This is a genomic window from Pseudomonas sp. THAF187a, from assembly GCF_009363395.1.
Lineage (GTDB): Bacteria > Pseudomonadota > Gammaproteobacteria > Pseudomonadales > Pseudomonadaceae > Aquipseudomonas > Aquipseudomonas khazarica.
On record NZ_CP045349.1, the window covers coordinates 3,847,022 to 3,862,481 of the forward strand.

At 66.7% G+C, this 15,460-nt stretch carries 14 protein-coding genes; 4 read left to right on the forward strand and 10 right to left on the reverse strand.

Features of this window, described 5'->3' with window-relative positions; genetic code table 11:
• Positions 1–38 precede the first annotated feature (38 nt).
• Complete coding sequence (locus tag FIV02_RS17845; protein ID WP_047588442.1) at positions 39–3,113, reverse strand: efflux RND transporter permease subunit; 3,075 nt, start codon at positions 3,111–3,113, stop codon at positions 39–41.
• Between the two features lie 5 nt (positions 3,114–3,118).
• Positions 3,119–4,222, reverse strand: coding sequence for an efflux RND transporter periplasmic adaptor subunit (locus FIV02_RS17850; RefSeq protein ID WP_152489381.1), 1,104 nt, complete (start codon positions 4,220–4,222; stop codon positions 3,119–3,121).
• 225 nt (positions 4,223–4,447) lie between these two features.
• Here FIV02_RS17850 and FIV02_RS17855 point away from each other — a divergent pair, with 225 nt between their 5' ends.
• Complete coding sequence (locus tag FIV02_RS17855; protein ID WP_152489382.1) at positions 4,448–5,089, forward strand: TetR/AcrR family transcriptional regulator; 642 nt, start codon at positions 4,448–4,450, stop codon at positions 5,087–5,089.
• A gap of 13 nt (positions 5,090–5,102) precedes the next feature.
• On the opposite strand, the gene FIV02_RS17860 is transcribed toward FIV02_RS17855, so the two are convergent.
• Positions 5,103–5,882, reverse strand: coding sequence for a class I SAM-dependent methyltransferase (locus FIV02_RS17860; RefSeq protein ID WP_047588464.1), 780 nt, complete (start codon positions 5,880–5,882; stop codon positions 5,103–5,105).
• 106 nt (positions 5,883–5,988) lie between these two features.
• Between FIV02_RS17860 and FIV02_RS17865 the strand changes: the two genes are divergently transcribed.
• On the forward strand, positions 5,989–6,756 hold the full coding sequence (locus tag FIV02_RS17865) for a hypothetical protein (protein WP_244229981.1): 768 nt from the start codon (positions 5,989–5,991) through the stop codon (positions 6,754–6,756).
• Positions 6,757–6,795: 39 nt separating this feature from the next.
• On the opposite strand, the gene FIV02_RS17870 is transcribed toward FIV02_RS17865, so the two are convergent.
• The 7 genes from FIV02_RS17870 to ppc all read right to left on the reverse strand — a co-directional run bounded on the left by FIV02_RS17870 (position 6,796) and on the right by ppc (position 14,146).
• On the reverse strand, positions 6,796–7,497 hold the full coding sequence (locus FIV02_RS17870; protein WP_152489383.1) for an extensin family protein: 702 nt from the start codon (positions 7,495–7,497) through the stop codon (positions 6,796–6,798).
• A gap of 12 nt (positions 7,498–7,509) precedes the next feature.
• A complete protein-coding gene (locus tag FIV02_RS17875) occupies positions 7,510–8,379 on the reverse strand; it encodes a DUF72 domain-containing protein (protein ID WP_152489384.1) in 870 nt (289 codons plus the stop codon).
• 50 nt (positions 8,380–8,429) lie between these two features.
• Positions 8,430–8,774 carry a hypothetical protein gene (locus FIV02_RS17880; RefSeq protein WP_152489385.1) on the reverse strand — a complete coding sequence of 115 codons (345 nt, stop codon included), beginning with the start codon at positions 8,772–8,774 and terminating at the stop codon, positions 8,430–8,432.
• Between the two features lie 113 nt (positions 8,775–8,887).
• On the reverse strand, positions 8,888–9,571 hold the full coding sequence (gene tsaB, locus FIV02_RS17885; RefSeq protein WP_037049346.1) for a tRNA (adenosine(37)-N6)-threonylcarbamoyltransferase complex dimerization subunit type 1 TsaB: 684 nt from the start codon (positions 9,569–9,571) through the stop codon (positions 8,888–8,890).
• 106 nt (positions 9,572–9,677) lie between these two features.
• Positions 9,678–10,451 carry a 5'-nucleotidase, lipoprotein e(P4) family gene (locus FIV02_RS17890; RefSeq protein WP_152489386.1) on the reverse strand — a complete coding sequence of 258 codons (774 nt, stop codon included), beginning with the start codon at positions 10,449–10,451 and terminating at the stop codon, positions 9,678–9,680.
• 187 nt (positions 10,452–10,638) lie between these two features.
• Positions 10,639–11,286, reverse strand: coding sequence for an adenylate kinase (gene adk / locus FIV02_RS17895; protein WP_047588432.1), 648 nt, complete (start codon positions 11,284–11,286; stop codon positions 10,639–10,641).
• A 223-nt stretch (positions 11,287–11,509) separates the two neighbouring features.
• On the reverse strand, positions 11,510–14,146 hold the full coding sequence (gene ppc, locus FIV02_RS17900) for a phosphoenolpyruvate carboxylase (RefSeq protein WP_152489387.1): 2,637 nt from the start codon (positions 14,144–14,146) through the stop codon (positions 11,510–11,512).
• 146 nt (positions 14,147–14,292) lie between these two features.
• Here ppc and FIV02_RS17905 point away from each other — a divergent pair, with 146 nt between their 5' ends.
• Both FIV02_RS17905 and FIV02_RS17910 read left to right on the forward strand, forming a co-directional pair.
• Positions 14,293–14,652, forward strand: coding sequence for a hypothetical protein (locus FIV02_RS17905; RefSeq protein WP_037049353.1), 360 nt, complete (start codon positions 14,293–14,295; stop codon positions 14,650–14,652).
• Between the two features lie 386 nt (positions 14,653–15,038).
• Positions 15,039–15,452 (forward strand): DUF4398 domain-containing protein, encoded by a 414-nt coding sequence (locus FIV02_RS17910; RefSeq protein ID WP_134677073.1) that lies wholly within the window; start codon positions 15,039–15,041, stop codon positions 15,450–15,452.
• Positions 15,453–15,460: the final 8 nt, after the last annotated feature.

The following is a 15,460-nucleotide window of genomic DNA, read 5'->3' on the forward strand; positions in this document are numbered from 1 at the left end:
AACGGTCTCGCAGGGGGCGCGGCAGCGCTGCCCGAAGATCAGCGCGCCTCGCTTTCCTTGACCCGGAACCAGGCCGCGTAGAGTGCCGGCAGAAACAGCAGGGTCAGCGCGGTGGCCACCACCAGACCGCCCATGATGGCCACGGCCATCGGCCCGAAGAACACGCTGCGCGACAGCGGGATCATCGCCAACACCGCCGCCAGGGCCGTCAGCACGATGGGGCGGAAGCGCCTCACCGTCGCCTCGATGATGGCGTGCCAGCGATCCAGGCCATGCTCGACGTCCTGCTCGATCTGATCCACCAGAATCACCGAGTTGCGCATGATCATCCCGGCCAGGGCAATGGTGCCGAGCATGGCGACGAAGCCGAACGGCTGCTGGAAGATCAGCAGGAACAGGGTCACCCCGATCAGCCCCAGCGGCGCAGTGAGGAACACCATCGCCGAGCGCGAGAAGCTCTTCAGCTGCAGCATCAGCAGGGTCAGCACCACCACGATGAACAGCGGCACGCCGGCGTTCACCGACTTCTGCCCACGCTGCGAATCCTCCACCGTTCCGCCGACCTCCAGCAGGTAGCCGTCGGGCAGCTCGGCGCGGATCGGCTCCAGGGTCGGCAGAATCTGCTGGGTCAGGGTCGCCGGTTGCTGCTTGCCATAGATGTCGGCGCGCACGGTGACGTTGGGCAGGCGGTTGCGGTGCCAGATGATGCCTTCCTCGAAGCCATACTCCAGGGTGGCGACCTGCGACAGGGCCACGCTGCGGCCACTGTCGGTGGGAACCGCCAGGCTCGGCAGCAGGCTCAGGGCCTTGCGCTCCTGCGGCGTGCCACGCTGGAGAATCTCGATCAGCTCATTGTCCTCACGGTACTGGCTGACGCTGGTACCCGACAGCGAGCCCTGCAGGAAACGCGACAGCTCGGCAGTGTTGACCCCCAGCGCCCGAGCGCGGTCCTGGTCGATGTTGAGGATCACCACCTTGCTCGGCTCTTCCCAATCCAGGTGCACGTTGACCACATGCGGGTTCTCGCGCACCTTGTCCGCGACCTGACGGGCCAGGGCGCGTACCTCGTCGATGTGCTCGCCACTGACGCGGAACTGGATCGGATAGCCGACCGGCGGGCCGTTCTCCAGGCGGCTGACCCGGCTGCGCAGGGTCGGGAACTCGTCGTTCATCACCTGGATCAGCCAGGTGCGCAGGCGCTCGCGCTCCTCGATGCTCGATGCCAGCACCACGAACTGGGCGAAGCTGGCGGCCGGCAACTGCTGGTCCAGCGGCAGGTAGAAGCGCGGGGAACCGGTGCCGACATAGGCGACGTAGTTGTCGATGCCGGTCTGCTGCTTGAGCAGTTTCTCCAGGCGGTGCACCTCGGCCTCGGTGGCGCTGAGAGACGCCCCCTCCTCCAGCTTGATGTCGACCATCAGCTCCAGGCGACCGGACGCCGGGAAGAACTGCTGCGGCACGAAGCGGAATATCACCACCGAGCCGACGAACAGGGCGATGGTCAGCATGATCACCGTGATGCGGTGACGCACGCACCACTGCACCGTGGCCCGTACGCGACGATAGAACGGCGTCGCGTAGGGATCGTGGCCGGCAGCGCTGCCGCCATGCTTCGCCGCATGCAGCTTGGCCAGGTCGGGCAGCAGCTTGTCACCCAGGTAGGGCACGAACATCACGGCGGCGATCCACGAGGCGATCAGCGAGATGGCCACCACCTGGAAGATCGAGCGGGTGTACTCGCCGGTGCCGGACTGGGCAGTGGCGATGGGCAGGAAGCCGGCAGCGGTGATCAGAGTGCCGGTCAGCATCGGGAACGCCGTGCTGGTCCAGGCGAAACTGGCCGCCTTGAGCCGGTCGAAGCCCTGCTCCATCTTGATCGCCATCATCTCCACGGCGATGATCGCATCGTCCACCAGCAGACCGAGGCCCAGCACCAGCGCCCCCAGGGAAATCTTGTGCAGGCCGATGCCCAGGTAGTACATGGCGGCGAAGGTCATCGCCAGCACCAGCGGAATCACCAGCGCCACCACCAGACCGGTGCGCAGGCCCAGCGAGAAGAAGCTGACCGCCAGCACGATCACCAGCGCTTCCACCAGCACCTTGACGAACTCGCCCACGCCGGTCTTCACCGCGGCCGGCTGGTCCGACACCTTGCTCAGCTCCATGCCCAGCGGCAGGGTCTGCTGCAGGCGGGCGAACTCGGTTTCCAGCGCCTTGCCGAGGACCAGGATGTCGCCGCCGTCCTTCATCGACACGGCGATGCCGATGGCGTCCTCGCCCATGAAACGCATGCGCGGTGCGGGTGGGTCGTTGAAACCGCGCTTGACCTCGGCCACATCGGAGATGCGGAAGGTACGGTCAGCGACGCGAATGGGGAAGTCGCGGATCTCCTGCACCGACTCGAAGCGCCCGGTCACGCGCAGCTGGATGCGCTCGCTGGCGGTTTCGAAGAAACCGGCGGCCGTCACCGCGTTCTGCGCCTCGAGGGCCTGCTGCACGGCGGACAGCGGCAGGCCCAGCGTCGCCAGCTTGGTGTTGGACAGCTCGATCCAGATCTTCTCGTCCTGCAGGCCGACCAGTTCGACCTTGCCGACATCCTTGACCCGCTGCAGTTGCAGCTGGATGCGGTCGGCATAGTCCTTGAGCACGGCGTAGTCGAACCCGCTGCCGGTCAGGGCATAGATATTGCCGAAGGTGGTACCGAACTCATCGTTGAAGAACGGCCCCTGGATGCCTGGCGGCAGCGTGTGGCGGATATCGCTGACCTTCTTGCGCACCTGGTACCAGAGGTCCGGAATCTCCGCGCTGTGCATGGAGTCACGCGCCATGAAGGTGACCTGGGACTCCCCCGGACGGGAGAAGCTGGTGATGCGCTCGTACTCGCCGGTCTCCATCAGCTTCTTTTCGATGCGTTCGGTGACCTGACGGGAAACCTCTTCCGCCGTGGCACCCGGCCAGATGGTGCGGATCACCATGGCCTTGAAGGTGAACGGCGGGTCCTCGCTCTGCCCCAGCTTGGTGTAGGAAATCGCCCCGACGATGGCGAACAGCAACATGATGTAGAGGACGATCTGACGATGACGCAGCGCCCAGGCCGACAGGTTGAAGCTCATGCGGCTTACTCCTTGGCGGCCAGTTCGACGTTGCGATTGTCACGGTCCACCGGGCGCACCCTGAGCCCCTCGCGCAGAACCTGAACACCGGCGGCCACGATCCAATCGGAAGCGTTCAGCCCCTCCAGCACCGGCACGCGCTCGTCGCCATAGGCGCCGATCCGCACCGGGCGACGCTGCAGCTTGTGCTCCTTGGGATCGACGACCCAGACGAAGGGCTGGTCCTGCTCGGCACTGAGCGCCGACAGCGGCACCGACAGCGGCACTACGCCGTTGCTGGCGATGAACACCCGCGCACTCTGGCCCAGCTCGGCCGGCACCTTGCCCTCGACGAAGGCGACGCGCGCGGCGAAGGTCCGCGACTGCGGATCGGCGGCCGGCGCCATCTCACGGATACGCCCCGGGAAACGCTGATCGGGCTGCGACCACAGCTCCACTTCCACCGCCTGGCCGATCGCGAAACGGCCGAAGCTCTGTTCCGGCAGGCTGATCGACACCTCGCGTTCACCGTCGGCAGCCAGGGTGAAGACCGTCTGGCCGGCTGCGACCACCTGCCCGACCTCGACCGAACGACGCGCGATCACGCCGTCCTGCGAGGCACGCAGCACGGCGTAGTCGGTCTGGTTGCGGGCCACGTCATATTCGGCCTTGACCTGATTCAGCCGCGCGGCACCGGCGCGGTACTGGTTCTCGACGCTGTCGAACTGCGAACGGCTGACCAGGTTGCGCTCGAGCAACGCCTTGTAGCGCTCGCGCTCGGCACGCACGGTCTGCAGGTTGGCCTCGGCCGCCGCCACCTGGGCGCGCGTGGCCTCCAGCTGCAGGCGGACGTCCTGTGGGTCGAGCTCGGCCAGGGGCTGGTCCTTCTTCACCCGGTCGCCGACGTCGACCATGCGCTTGGCCACCTTGCCGGCGATGCGGAAGGCCAGTTCCGGTTCGTAGCGCGCCCGCACCTCGCCCGGGTAGCTGTCGACCAGGGCAGTCGCTGGCTGCGGCTGAACGACCATGGCAGGACGAATGGGCTGTTCGACCTGCTGACCATTGCCACAGGCAGACAACAGCAAGACCAGACCCAGAGACGAAACGAGAGGAACGACGTGGCGGGACATGTGCAAGACCTTTCGGAGAAGGTTTGAGGGCTGCCCCCCTGGAGTGGCCAGCAGCGCCAGTGCGACGCGGTGGCAGACTGGAAGCGCGTTCAGCGCCGCGGCGTCATCTGCCCTCGCCCCGCCCTGATCGCCTCGTCGACGCGCCAGGAGGAGTCCTTTGGAATATTTGTACTGCCGGGTATAGTAAAAATAGCAAACTCGCCGGTCCAGTATTAAAATCAGCCAATGCCTGACAAGTTGTTACAACCTTCCGGTCCCGGTCGACCCAAGGATCCCGCCAAACGCCGCGCCATTCTCGACGCGGCGAAGAACCTGTTCCTGCGCAACGGCTACGATGGCAGCAGCATGGACACCATCGCCGCCGAGGCCGGCGTGTCCAAGCTCACGGTGTACAGCCACTTCACCGACAAGGAGACGCTGTTCTCTGCCGCGATCAAGGCCAAGTGCGAGGAGCAGTTGCCCGAGCTGCTGTTCGAACTCCCGGATGACGTGCCGCTGGAAAGCCAGTTGCTGGGCATCGCCCGTGGCTTCCTGGCCCTGATCAACAGCAGCGAGTCCGTCGAGATGCACCGCATGATGGTCAGCCTGGCCAGCCAGGGCTCGAAGCTGTCGCGGATGTTCTACGAAGCCGGACCGCAGCGGGTCCAGGAGGAGATGGAGCTGCTGCTGCGCAAGGCCTCCGAGCGCGGCCTGCTGCAGCTGGACGACCCGCACCGGGCCGCCGATCACTTCTTCAGCCTGCTCAAGGGCGGCGCGCACTTCCGTCTGCTTATCGGCTGTGGCGACCCGCTGCAGGGGGCAGCGGCAGAGCACCACGTGCAGGACTCGGTTCAGCTGTTCCTGCGCGCCTATCGCGCCGACCGCTAGACAGGTCCGGGGCTCAGGCTTCCAGCTTCTTCTTCGGGTAGATGTCGTAGCGGCTGGACTTGCCCTCGAGCACGTAGCCGGGCTTGCTGCCCTCGATCGCTGGCGCCTTGCGCGGTCGCTTGACCACCACCCGGTGACTGGCCAGCGCCAGCGCCGCCTGCAGCAACGCCGGTGCGTCCAGGTCGTCGCCGACGAAGGGGCGGAACAGCCGCATCTCCTTCTTCACCAGCGCGCTCTTGTCGCGATGCGGGAACATCGGGTCGAGGTAGATCACCTGCGGGGCCTCGCCCTGCCAGTGCTGCATCAGCTCGATGGCATTGCCGTTGAGCAGGCGCATCCGCGCGGCGATAGGGGCGACATCCAGATTCAGCGCGGCGCGCTGCAGGCCGTCTTCCAGCAACGCGGCGACCAGCGGCTGACGCTCGATCAGCGTCATCTCGCAGCCCAGGCTGGCCAGCACGAAGGCGTCGCGCCCCAGGCCAGCGGTTGCATCGAGGATTCGCGGGCGAATTCCCGACTGCACGCCCACCGCCTTGGCGATCATCTGCCCGCTGCCACCCCCGAACTGGCGCCGATGCGCCGCCGCCCCCTCGACGAAGTCCACCCGCACCGGCCCGGGCGCCTTGTCGCCCAGCTCGACCAGCTGCAGCCCGTCATCGCCAAGCTGCAGGGCGAACTCGGTGTCCCCCTGCTGCGCCAGGCCAAGGCGCGCGGCCCACCGGGCGGCCGCTTCGGCGTACTGGGGATGCAAGGCTTGCATGTGGATACTGGCGTTGTGCCGCTCGTCGGTCATTGGTTCTGTCTGCTCAGAAATCACTCAAGTCTTCGACCCGCAGGCCGATAGCGAAGAAGCGGCATTCTGCCAGACCCGGCCGCCGACAGCCGCATCGAGTGTGATCATGTTCGACGCTCTATCCGCTCCACGCCCGCTCAGCAGTCCGGCGAGCCCACGCCCGCACGACGATGACCTGGACAAGGCGGCGCGCGAATCCCTCGATTACCAGATTCTGCGCCGTACCCTGGGCATCGAGGACAAACAGAAGCCCGGCGAGATCGCCCGCGAGCTGAACGACACCGTCGAGCCGCCGGCGGTATCCGCCAGCGCCGCCTCCGTCAGCCAGGCGGTGGTCGACCAGCGCTCGCTGGAACTCGACGTCACGCTCGAACAGACGCCTCAGCAGGTCGATCCCCTGGTGCTGGACCTGGCCGGCAACGGCTTCTCCACCAGTGGCCTGCTCCGCCCGACACGCTTCGACCTGGATGCCGATGGCCGCACGGACTCGGTCAGCATGCCCAGCGGCGACGATGCGCTGCTGGCGCTGGATCGCAACGGCAATGGCCGCATCGACGACGGCCGCGAACTGTTCGGCGACCAGCATGGCGCCGCCAACGGTTTCGCCGAGCTGGCGCGCTTCGACGATAACGGCGATGGCCGTATCGACGCGGCCGATGCCGTGTTCGACCAGTTGCGCCTGCTGCGCTTCGACGCCCAGGGCCGCCAGCACCTGCAGACACTCGACGAAGCGGGCGTCAGCGCCATCGACCTGCAGGCGCGCGACGTCAGCATCGCCCTGGGTGCCTACGACCAGATCGCCCAGCTGGGACGGTTCGAGTTCAGCGACGGACGCAACGGGCAGGCGGCCGACCTGCTGCTGGCCAAGCGCTAACGGTGTAGACCCAGCCCTGCAGCAGCCAGACGCGACGCCCTAGCGGCACATCCGCCACATGCCCATGTCCAGGTGGAAGTGGTCACGGTGCGCCGCGTTGTAGTCCGGCCCCAGGGTGATGTTGAAGCGCTCGCAGGCGGCGTCCTGTACCAGGCGCAGGAAACGCGCGTTGTCGCCCTCCCCCGACCAGTCGTGCAGCACACTGATGCGCCGGCCATCGCGCAGACGAAAACCGACCAGGTCCAGGGCATTGGCATAGGAATGCTGGCTCGGTCGCTGGCTGCCGGCGATGCTGCGACAGGCGAAGCTGCCGACATGCTCGACACGGCTTACCGGCTGGCCGAACACGCGTTGCGCCGCTGGCTGCAGACCATGGCGCTCGAACAGCGCGAAGCTCACCGCCAGCGGACAGGTGGCCATGAAGCTGCTGCTCAGGCCGACGCGGCCGCCCTGGACGCGCACGGCATTGCGTAGCGGACAACCGGGTTGCGGCGTGCTGTCAGGCAGGCGGGTGAAACGCAGGTCGGCGGTCGCCAGGGCCAGATCGCACAGCGCGCGATCCTCACTCAGACGCCAGACCTTGAAAGCGGTCAGCAGGTTCGGCGCGTCCCGCACATCCAGCGGTGCCCAGGGGTTGAAACGCGGCGCGACATCCAGCCAGCCGCGCCACAGGGCAAGCAGCAGCGCCGCGCCCAGCAGCACGAACACGAGCGACAGCCAGCCAACCTTGCGTATCAGCATCGACATTCTCCGTCAGAGCAGGCCGAGCTGTTCCAGCTCCGGCTCCACCTGCAACACCGGCAGTTCGGGCAACCCGGGCAGGCGCTGCATCAACTGCTGGTGGAAACGCCGGGCCAGTTCGGGGGCCAGGCGGTTGTCCGACGTATGCGCGAACACGTAGGGGCGCAGCCCCTGTTCGATCCAGCCGGCGACCTTGTCCAGCCAGGGAGTCATGAAAGGATCATTGGCCAGCAGCTCGGGGTGGCCGATGAAACGCAGCTGCGGGCTCTGGCTGAAGGCCGTCGGTCGAGTGGGCAGGCGCGGCTTCTTGGCCTGGGCATGCAACACCGCAGGCGCCTGCGACTCACAGCTGAACAGCGCACGCGAATCCAGGCAGACGCGCTCGATGCCACGCTCGTGCAGCAGGCGATTGAGCAGCCGTTCGGCATCGCCCTTGGCGAAGAACTCCGGGTGACGCACCTCGATCGCCAGCGGCAGGTCCCCCCAGTGCTCGATGAACGACGCCAGCTCCGCCAGTCGCGAAGGAGCAAAGCTGGCTGGCAGCTGCAGCCAGTAGGGCTGCACCCGTGCGCCGAGCGGCGCCAGCAATTGGCGAAACTGCGCCACCTCATCCAGCTGCTGGCAGAGGTCGTCGCTGTGGCTGATCTCTCGCGGCAGCTTGGCACAGAAGCGGAAATGCTCCGGCATCTGCTGCGCCCAACGCGCCACCGTCTGCTCACTGGGCCGGGCATAGAAGGTGGTATTGCCCTCCACCGCATTGAACACCTGGACATAGCGCGCGAGAAACTCGGCCGGCCGCGTGTCGTCAGGATAGAGCGTGGCGCGCCAGGACGCTTCGCTCCAGGACGGGCAACCGAGGTAGTAAGGAAGCGCAGCAGTCATCAGTCGATGCAAGCCACCTGGCAGAGGCGCGGAAACGCGGTGAAACGGAGTTACGCGTAGAGGTCGAGACCGAGTACTTCCTGCGCATCGGACTCGCTCGCGTAGGCGGCGGTGGTGCTGTAGCTGGCCAGCGCCTGAGCGGCACGACCACTCAGCGCAGGTTGTTGATAACCCAGGTCCTGGGAGCGCACGGGCAAGCTGTCGCCGTTGCTGCTGCTGGCCTGGACCCGGCGAATCTGCGGGGTCTGCTCCAGCCCCTGGCTGCTGGCCGGAGCAGCCGGCTGCTCGCGCTGAGCCTCGACTTCCCGCTGCGCCTCGCGATAGGGCGTGACCGCAGTCCCCGAACGGGGGCCGCGATCTGGCGAGTAGGAAGGTAGGTAACCGTCGATCCGCATCTAGGACTGCTCGGTAGGCTCGGCTGAACAAGGCATTGTGTTGGCAATGTAGCGGCGTGTATCGACCTTGGCAAATACCATCCGCCCGTCGACGCCGCGCATCCGACCGGCTGTCACGCCGGCGGCGCCTTGGGTGTGGCGACCTGGTCGCGCAGGTACACCGGCTGCGCCTGATCGGCAGGCAGCGCCTCGCCACGACTCCAGGCAAAGCGGGCCAGCGCGAGCAGGTCCTCGGCATGCGGCAACAGGCTGCCATCCATGCCACTCGGTTGCAGCGCGATGCGCGCGGCGAAGGTGCCCCAGCCGGTGCCGGCGCCGAACCACTCGCCAGCGCTGCCACGCGGCGCCTCGGCCTGCTCCGGCGGTAGCACGGCTTCCTGGCCAAGCAGACGCATCTCGCCTTCCTGCGCCTGGTAGCAGCCCCAGTAGACCTCGTCCATCCGCGCATCGATGGCCGCCGCGACCTGTGTCACCCCACGCTCACGCAGGGCGCGCTGAGCCAGCACGGCCAGGTTGGACACCGGTACGACCGGGCGCTCGAGCGCGAAGGCCAGCCCCTGCACCACGCCGATGGCGATACGCACGCCGGTGAAGGCGCCGGGGCCACGACCGAAGGCAATGGCATCCAGTGCCGCGGCGCTGATGCCGGCGTCTCCCAGCAGTTGCTGGATCATCGGCAGCAGGCGCTGGGCATGCAGGCGCGGAGCGACTTCGTAGTGGCTGAGCACGCGACCGTCGTGCAGCAGCGCGACGGAACAGGCTTCGGTGGCGGTATCCAGGGCCAGGAGAGTGGTCATTGGGTTCGGACGGCTGAAGAAAAAGAGCCGGCATTAGACCGGCTCGAGGATTTTTTTTCCAGTTTCATGACGGTGCCCGGCCTGCGCCGGGCGACCGACGGGAGCCTTACCAGGGCTCGATGACTGTCTCGGCGTCCCACCCCTGGAGCGGCGCCTTGGACCAGGTGCCGTAACCGGCGTTGGGGAAGACGATCCACTCGGTGCCCCACTTGCCCGCCTCTTCGGCGACGGTCTTGCGTTGCGCATCGAGCGGGGTCTTGCGGAAACGGGCATCGAAGTCATGCAGGGTATCGCCGAGCAGCAGCACGATCTGGTGATCGGCGCTGACGATGGCGCGACGCTCGACCTTGGGCGGCCCCAGCAGCAGCACGCTGTCCGCCGAGACCTGCGGCAGCCCCAGCTTGCTCAGGGTGGCCAGGGTGTACTTCTTCTGCTCCTCGGAGCGGTCGGACACGTAGCGAATGGTCACCCCGAGCTTGTCGGCGTGTTCGAGGAATTTCTTCGCGCCAGGGATCAGCGCCGGTGTGCCGTCACGCTCCCAGGGCAGCCAGGTGTCCCAGGCGTCGTACTGATGACAGTTGGCCAGGTCCCGCGCCAGCAGCGCGCTGTTGTCGATCACCGTTTCGTCGAGGTCGGTGACGATGGCCAGCTTGGCGGGGTCTTTCGCAGCAGCCACGGCCTTGTCGAGTTTCTCCGTGGCGATGTTGTAGGCCTGCAACTGCAGCGCCTGGATTTCCGCCGACTGCTGCTGGAAGCGCAGGCCCATGCGGAACTCGGCAACGGAACATTCGGTCTTGCTCGGTGCTGCGGAATCGGCGAATGCCAGCGGAGCGGCCAGCAGCGATGCGGCAAGGCCCAGCCAGATACGTTTATCGGTCATTGAATACCCTCTTCCTTATTGGTTCACCTGTCGACACGCCCCAGGCGCCCGCCCGAGGCTTGCACGGTCGATACTAGTCGGCCCTGTAGTGCGGGCCATGCTTGAGAGCGACCCGAACATACCATGTTGCAGAAACGACCAAGGCCCCTTTCGGGGCCTTGGCAGGAGGACGACTGGCGGGGTGGACTCAGTCCAGCGCGGCCAGGGTCTTCGCGGTGATCTGCTCGACGCTGCCGACACCCGGAATGTGGGTGTACTTCGGCGTGCCGGTCTCGGCAGAGAGGTTCTGGTAGAAGTCCACCAGCGGCTTGGTCTGCGAATGGTAGACGGACAGGCGATGACGCACGGTCTCTTCCTTGTCGTCTTCGCGCTGCACCAGCTCCTCACCGGTGAGGTCGTCCTTGCCGGCCTCTTTCGGCGGGTTGTATTCGGTGTGGTAGACGCGGCCGGAAGCCGGGTGTACGCGACGACCGGACAGACGCTTGACGATTTCCTCGTCGTCCACAGCGATTTCCACCACGTGGTCCAGCGCTACGCCGGCATCACGCAGGGCTTCGGCCTGCGGAATGGTGCGCGGGAAGCCGTCGAACAGGAAGCCGTTGGCGCAATCGGCCTGAGCGATGCGCTCCTTGACCAGGTTGATGATCAGGTCGTCGGAGACCAGACCGCCGGCGTCCATCACACTCTTGGCCTTCAGGCCGAGCTCGGTGCCGGCCTTGACCGCAGCACGCAGCATGTCGCCAGTGGAGATTTGCGGAATACCGAACTTCTCGGTGATGTAGCGAGCCTGGGTACCTTTGCCGGCACCGGGCGCCCCCAGCAGAATCACGCGCATCGATGTGCTCCTCAAGATTTATCTAGTAATCGGTCGGACTCGCCTCGTGGGGCCAATCTCTTGAATGGTGTGCGGCAGCTGTAGCGGCCAAAAGGCTGCTCAAGATACACAGCACTCCCCAGGCGCACAAGCCGCCTAAAGTCGGATAAAAACCCTCCGCCCGATGCAGTGCCGACAGCCGGCAGGGGCGGCGCGACACGCGCCTCATGCCCCTGCGACGGCCTCAGCCGGTGTTGCGCAGACCCGCCGCGATACCCGCCACGCTGACCAGCAACGCCTGCTCGAGAGGGCTCTCCGGCGCCTGCTCGCGGAGCCGGCAGCGGGCCAGCAACTCGGCCTGCAACAGGTGCAGCGGATCGAGATAGGTATTGCGCACGCTGATCGACTCCAGCGTCTCGGGACTGTGCGCGAGCAGGCGAGACTGGCCGGTCAGTTCCAGCACGGCGGAGCACGCCTGCGACAATAGGTCGCGTAATTGCCCACCCAGCGGCTGCAAGGCCGGCTCGACCAGCCGCTCGTCGTACAGTGCCGCGATGCTGGCGTCGGCCTTGCTCAGGACCATCTCCAGCATGTCGATGCGCGTGCGGAAGAACGGCCAGTGCTCGCGCATGTGCTTGAGCAGCTCGCCATCGCCCCCCGCCAGGGCCTGCCCCAGCGCCTGCTCCCAGCCCAGCCAGGCCGGCAGCATCAGGCGCGTCTGGGTCCAGGCGAAGATCCACGGAATCGCCCGCAGGCTCTCCACGCCGCCCGCGCGCCGCTTGGCCGGCCGGCTGCCCAGCGGCAACCGGCCCAGCTCCTGCTCCGGCGTGGCCTGGCGGAAGTACTCGACGAACTGCGGGTGCTCGCGCACCACACCACGGTAAGCCTGCACACCGGCACTGGCGAGACGCTCCATCATCGCCCGCCAGCTGGGCTCGGGCGCCGGCGGCGGCAGCAGCGTGGCTTCCAGCACCGCCGCCAGGTAAAGGTTGAGGTTCTGCTCGGCGATGTCCGGCAGGCCGAACTTGAAACGAATCATCTCGCCCTGTTCGGTGGTGCGGAAACGCCCGGCCACCGAGCCCGGCGGTTGCGACAGGATCGCCGCATGCGCAGGGCCACCGCCACGACCCACGGTGCCACCGCGACCATGGAACAGCAGCAACTCGACCTGATGCGCCTGGCACAGGCGCACCAGTTCTTCCTGGGCGCGGTACTGCGCCCAGGCCGCCGCGGTAGTACCGGCATCCTTGGCCGAGTCGGAATAGCCGATCATCACCTCCTGCGGCCCGTGCAGGCGCGCCCGGTAGCCTGGCAGGCCCAGCAGGCGGTCGATCGCCGGGCCGGCGTGATCGAGGTCGGCCAGGGTTTCGAAAAGTGGCACCACACGCATCGGCCGGCGCAACCCGGCCTCCTTGAGCAGCAACTGCACGGCGAGGACATCGGAAGCCGCACCGGCCATGGAGATCACGTAGGAGCCCAGCGATGCCGCCGGTGCGGCCGCCACCTCGCGGCAGGTGGCGAGCACCTCGGCGGTGTCCGCCGCCGGGCGATAGTCGACGGGCAGCAACGGCCGGCGGTTTTCCAGCTCGCGCTGGAGGAACGCCAGGCGCGCCTCCTCGTCCCATTCGGCGTACTTGCCCAGCCCCAGGTAGTCGGTGATCTCCGATAGCGCCGCAGCGTGGCGCGCGGCATCCTGGCGCACGTCCAGGCGCACCAGGAACAGGCCGAAGGTCGCCGCCCGGCGCAGGCAATCGAGCAACGGTCCGTCGGCGATCACGCCCATGCCACAGGCATGCAGCGACTGGTAGCACAGTTGCAGCGGCGCCAGCAGATCATGATTGTCGCGCAGCACTGCGCTGTTCGGCGCGATGTCGGCGTCGAGCGCCTGCTGCGCCCAGCGGCGTGTCTCGCGCAGGCGCTCGCGCAACTGCTTGAGCAACGCGCGATACGGCTCGGCGCTGTCGCCGACCTGAGCACGCAGCTCGGCGCTGGCCTGCTGCATGGACAACTCGGCGGCCAGCTGGTCGATATCGCGCAGGTACAGGTCAGCGGCCATCCAGCGCGCCAGCAGCAGCACCTCGCGCGTTACCCGCGCGGTGACATTGGGGTTGCCGTCGCGGTCACCGCCCATCCAGGACGCGAAGCGAACCGGCGCGGCCTCCAGCGGCAGGCGCAGGCCGGTCGCGGCGCGCAGGCTGTTGTCGGCGCGTCGCAGAAACTGCGGTACCGCCTGCCACAGCGAATGCTCGATCACGGCGAAGCCCCACTTGGCTTCATCCACCGGGCTGGGGCGGCTGCGGCGAATCTCCTCGGTATGCCAGGCCTCGGCGATCAGCCGCTGCAGGCGCTCGACGATAGCCTGGCGCTCCGCCGGCAGCAGATCGCTGTGATCCAGCGCCGTCAGCTGCGCGGCGATGGCGTCGTACTTCTGGATCAGGGTGCGCCGCGCCACCTCGGTGGGGTGGGCGGTGAGCACCAGTTCGATGTCCAGGCGGCCGAGCTGGCGCGCCAGCTCCTCCGCGCCCTGCCCGCTGGCGAGCAGACGTTCGAGCAGCTCGTCGAGCACGCGCAGCTCGAAGGGTTCGGGCTCGTCGGCACGACGCCGGCGCACGCGGTGCTGCTGCTCGGCGATATTGGCCAGGTTGAGGAACTGGTTGAAGGCGCGCGCCACCGGCAGCAGCTCATCGTCACCGAGCTGACCGAGGGTGCTGGCCAGCTGTTCGGTGTCGGTGGCGGTTCCGCGACGACCGGCCTTGGCGCCCTTGCGAATGCGTTCGATCTTGTCGAGGAACTCGTCGCCCAGCTGGGTGCTGATGGTCTTGCCCAGCAGCTCGCCAAGCAGGTGCACTTCCTCACGCAGACGCGCATCGATTTCTGCCATGTCGCACTCCTTCTCCTGACCGATGTCAACAGAGTGCCCAGCGCGCCAACTTCTTACAAGGGTGCGACGCGCAGCAGGGCGCGCGACAGCGCTGGGTCTAGGCTTGTACACAGGGGTCGCCTGCCCCGTTCGCGAGGAGTGACAGCATGAGAATCCGAGAGCTGGCAGAACATTGGGAACAGAATGCCCAGGGCCGCCTGACGACGACCCGCTACCAGATTCACCTGGATGTCGAAGCGGCCGCCCGCCTGGCCGCGCTCACCGAGATGTACCCCAAACACCACAGCGAAGAACTGCTTGGCGAGCTGATCGGCGCGGCCCTGGAGGAACTGGAAGCCAGCCTGCCCTACGTGCGCGGCAGCAAGGTCGTGGCCCTGGACGAACAGGGCGATCCGCTCTACGAGGACGTCGGCCCGACACCGCGCTTCCTGGCGCTGTCGCGCAAGTACCTGCGCGAGATCACGGAGATGGACGAGCAGAACCCGCAGGCCCGCCACGGCACCTGAGCGTTCGATATATCGCTCACTTCGCCGGTCATCTCGCATCCCTCGAGGCGTCTTTCTATTACGCCGCCTCAACTGACACCGCGCAAAAAAATCCACGGTTCCACGTCAAGCCAGCACAGCCTTCCTCAGCAACCCAGTAGAAACGGCCTCCGCGCAGTACTGACGGGGGTTGCAGCGCGCCGCCCCGGCGCCCGAAACCGCTGCTGAAAGCTGGCCAAATGACGCCCCCGCATCAGGCGAATCGTGAGCAAACTGTCATTTTTTCTGAACCATTCAAAAAACACGCGGGTCCCAATTTCAGGTCATCGAGGCACGCCAGCCTCCCGCGAGACGGCTCTTCGATGCGCCACTTGTCACGGATATCGTCATTCATAGGAGTGTTTCAAATGGAGTTAGCCGCCATGAAGACCCATACCGAGAAGCGTCCAAACACCAGCCTGCGCGGAATCAAACTGGCTGCCCTGGTCCTGGGCAGTAGCCTCGTGCTCGCTGGTTGCGCCGGCAACCCGCCCAGTGAGCAGTACGCCGTCACGGAGTCCGCCGTGAACTCGGCGATCAGCGCCGGCGGTACCGAGTTCGCCCCGGTGGAAATGAAAGCCGCGCAGGACAAGCTCAAGCAAGCCGAATTCGCCATGCACGAGGAAGAGTACGAGAAAGCCCGTCGCCTGGCCGAGCAGGCCGAATGGGACGCTCGCCTCGCCGAGCGCAAGGCCCAGGCCGCCAAGGCCGAACGTGCTGTGCAGGATGCCCGCCAGGGTGTTCAGGAACTACGCGAGGAAGGCATGCGCAACGCTCAGTGAGCACCCGC

What these genes read in the sequence shown, in the direction of transcription:
- FIV02_RS17845 (WP_047588442.1), bottom strand. Translation starts at nt 3,113, where the DNA reads ATGAGCTTCAACCTGTCGGCCTGGGCGCTGCGTCATCGTCAGATCGTC.
- FIV02_RS17850 (WP_152489381.1), bottom strand. Translation starts at nt 4,222, where the DNA reads ATGTCCCGCCACGTCGTTCCTCTCGTTTCGTCTCTGGGTCTGGTCTTG.
- FIV02_RS17855 (WP_152489382.1), top strand. Translation starts at nt 4,448, where the DNA reads ATGCCTGACAAGTTGTTACAACCTTCCGGTCCCGGTCGACCCAAGGAT.
- FIV02_RS17860 (WP_047588464.1), bottom strand. Translation starts at nt 5,882, where the DNA reads ATGACCGACGAGCGGCACAACGCCAGTATCCACATGCAAGCCTTGCAT.
- FIV02_RS17865 (WP_244229981.1), top strand. Translation starts at nt 5,989, where the DNA reads ATGTTCGACGCTCTATCCGCTCCACGCCCGCTCAGCAGTCCGGCGAGC.
- FIV02_RS17870 (WP_152489383.1), bottom strand. Translation starts at nt 7,497, where the DNA reads ATGCTGATACGCAAGGTTGGCTGGCTGTCGCTCGTGTTCGTGCTGCTG.
- FIV02_RS17875 (WP_152489384.1), bottom strand. Translation starts at nt 8,379, where the DNA reads ATGACTGCTGCGCTTCCTTACTACCTCGGTTGCCCGTCCTGGAGCGAA.
- FIV02_RS17880 (WP_152489385.1), bottom strand. Translation starts at nt 8,774, where the DNA reads ATGCGGATCGACGGTTACCTACCTTCCTACTCGCCAGATCGCGGCCCC.
- tsaB (WP_037049346.1), bottom strand. Translation starts at nt 9,571, where the DNA reads ATGACCACTCTCCTGGCCCTGGATACCGCCACCGAAGCCTGTTCCGTC.
- FIV02_RS17890 (WP_152489386.1), bottom strand. Translation starts at nt 10,451, where the DNA reads ATGACCGATAAACGTATCTGGCTGGGCCTTGCCGCATCGCTGCTGGCC.
- adk (WP_047588432.1), bottom strand. Translation starts at nt 11,286, where the DNA reads ATGCGCGTGATTCTGCTGGGGGCGCCCGGTGCCGGCAAAGGTACCCAG.
- ppc (WP_152489387.1), bottom strand. Translation starts at nt 14,146, where the DNA reads ATGGCAGAAATCGATGCGCGTCTGCGTGAGGAAGTGCACCTGCTTGGC.
- FIV02_RS17905 (WP_037049353.1), top strand. Translation starts at nt 14,293, where the DNA reads ATGAGAATCCGAGAGCTGGCAGAACATTGGGAACAGAATGCCCAGGGC.
- FIV02_RS17910 (WP_134677073.1), top strand. Translation starts at nt 15,039, where the DNA reads ATGGAGTTAGCCGCCATGAAGACCCATACCGAGAAGCGTCCAAACACC.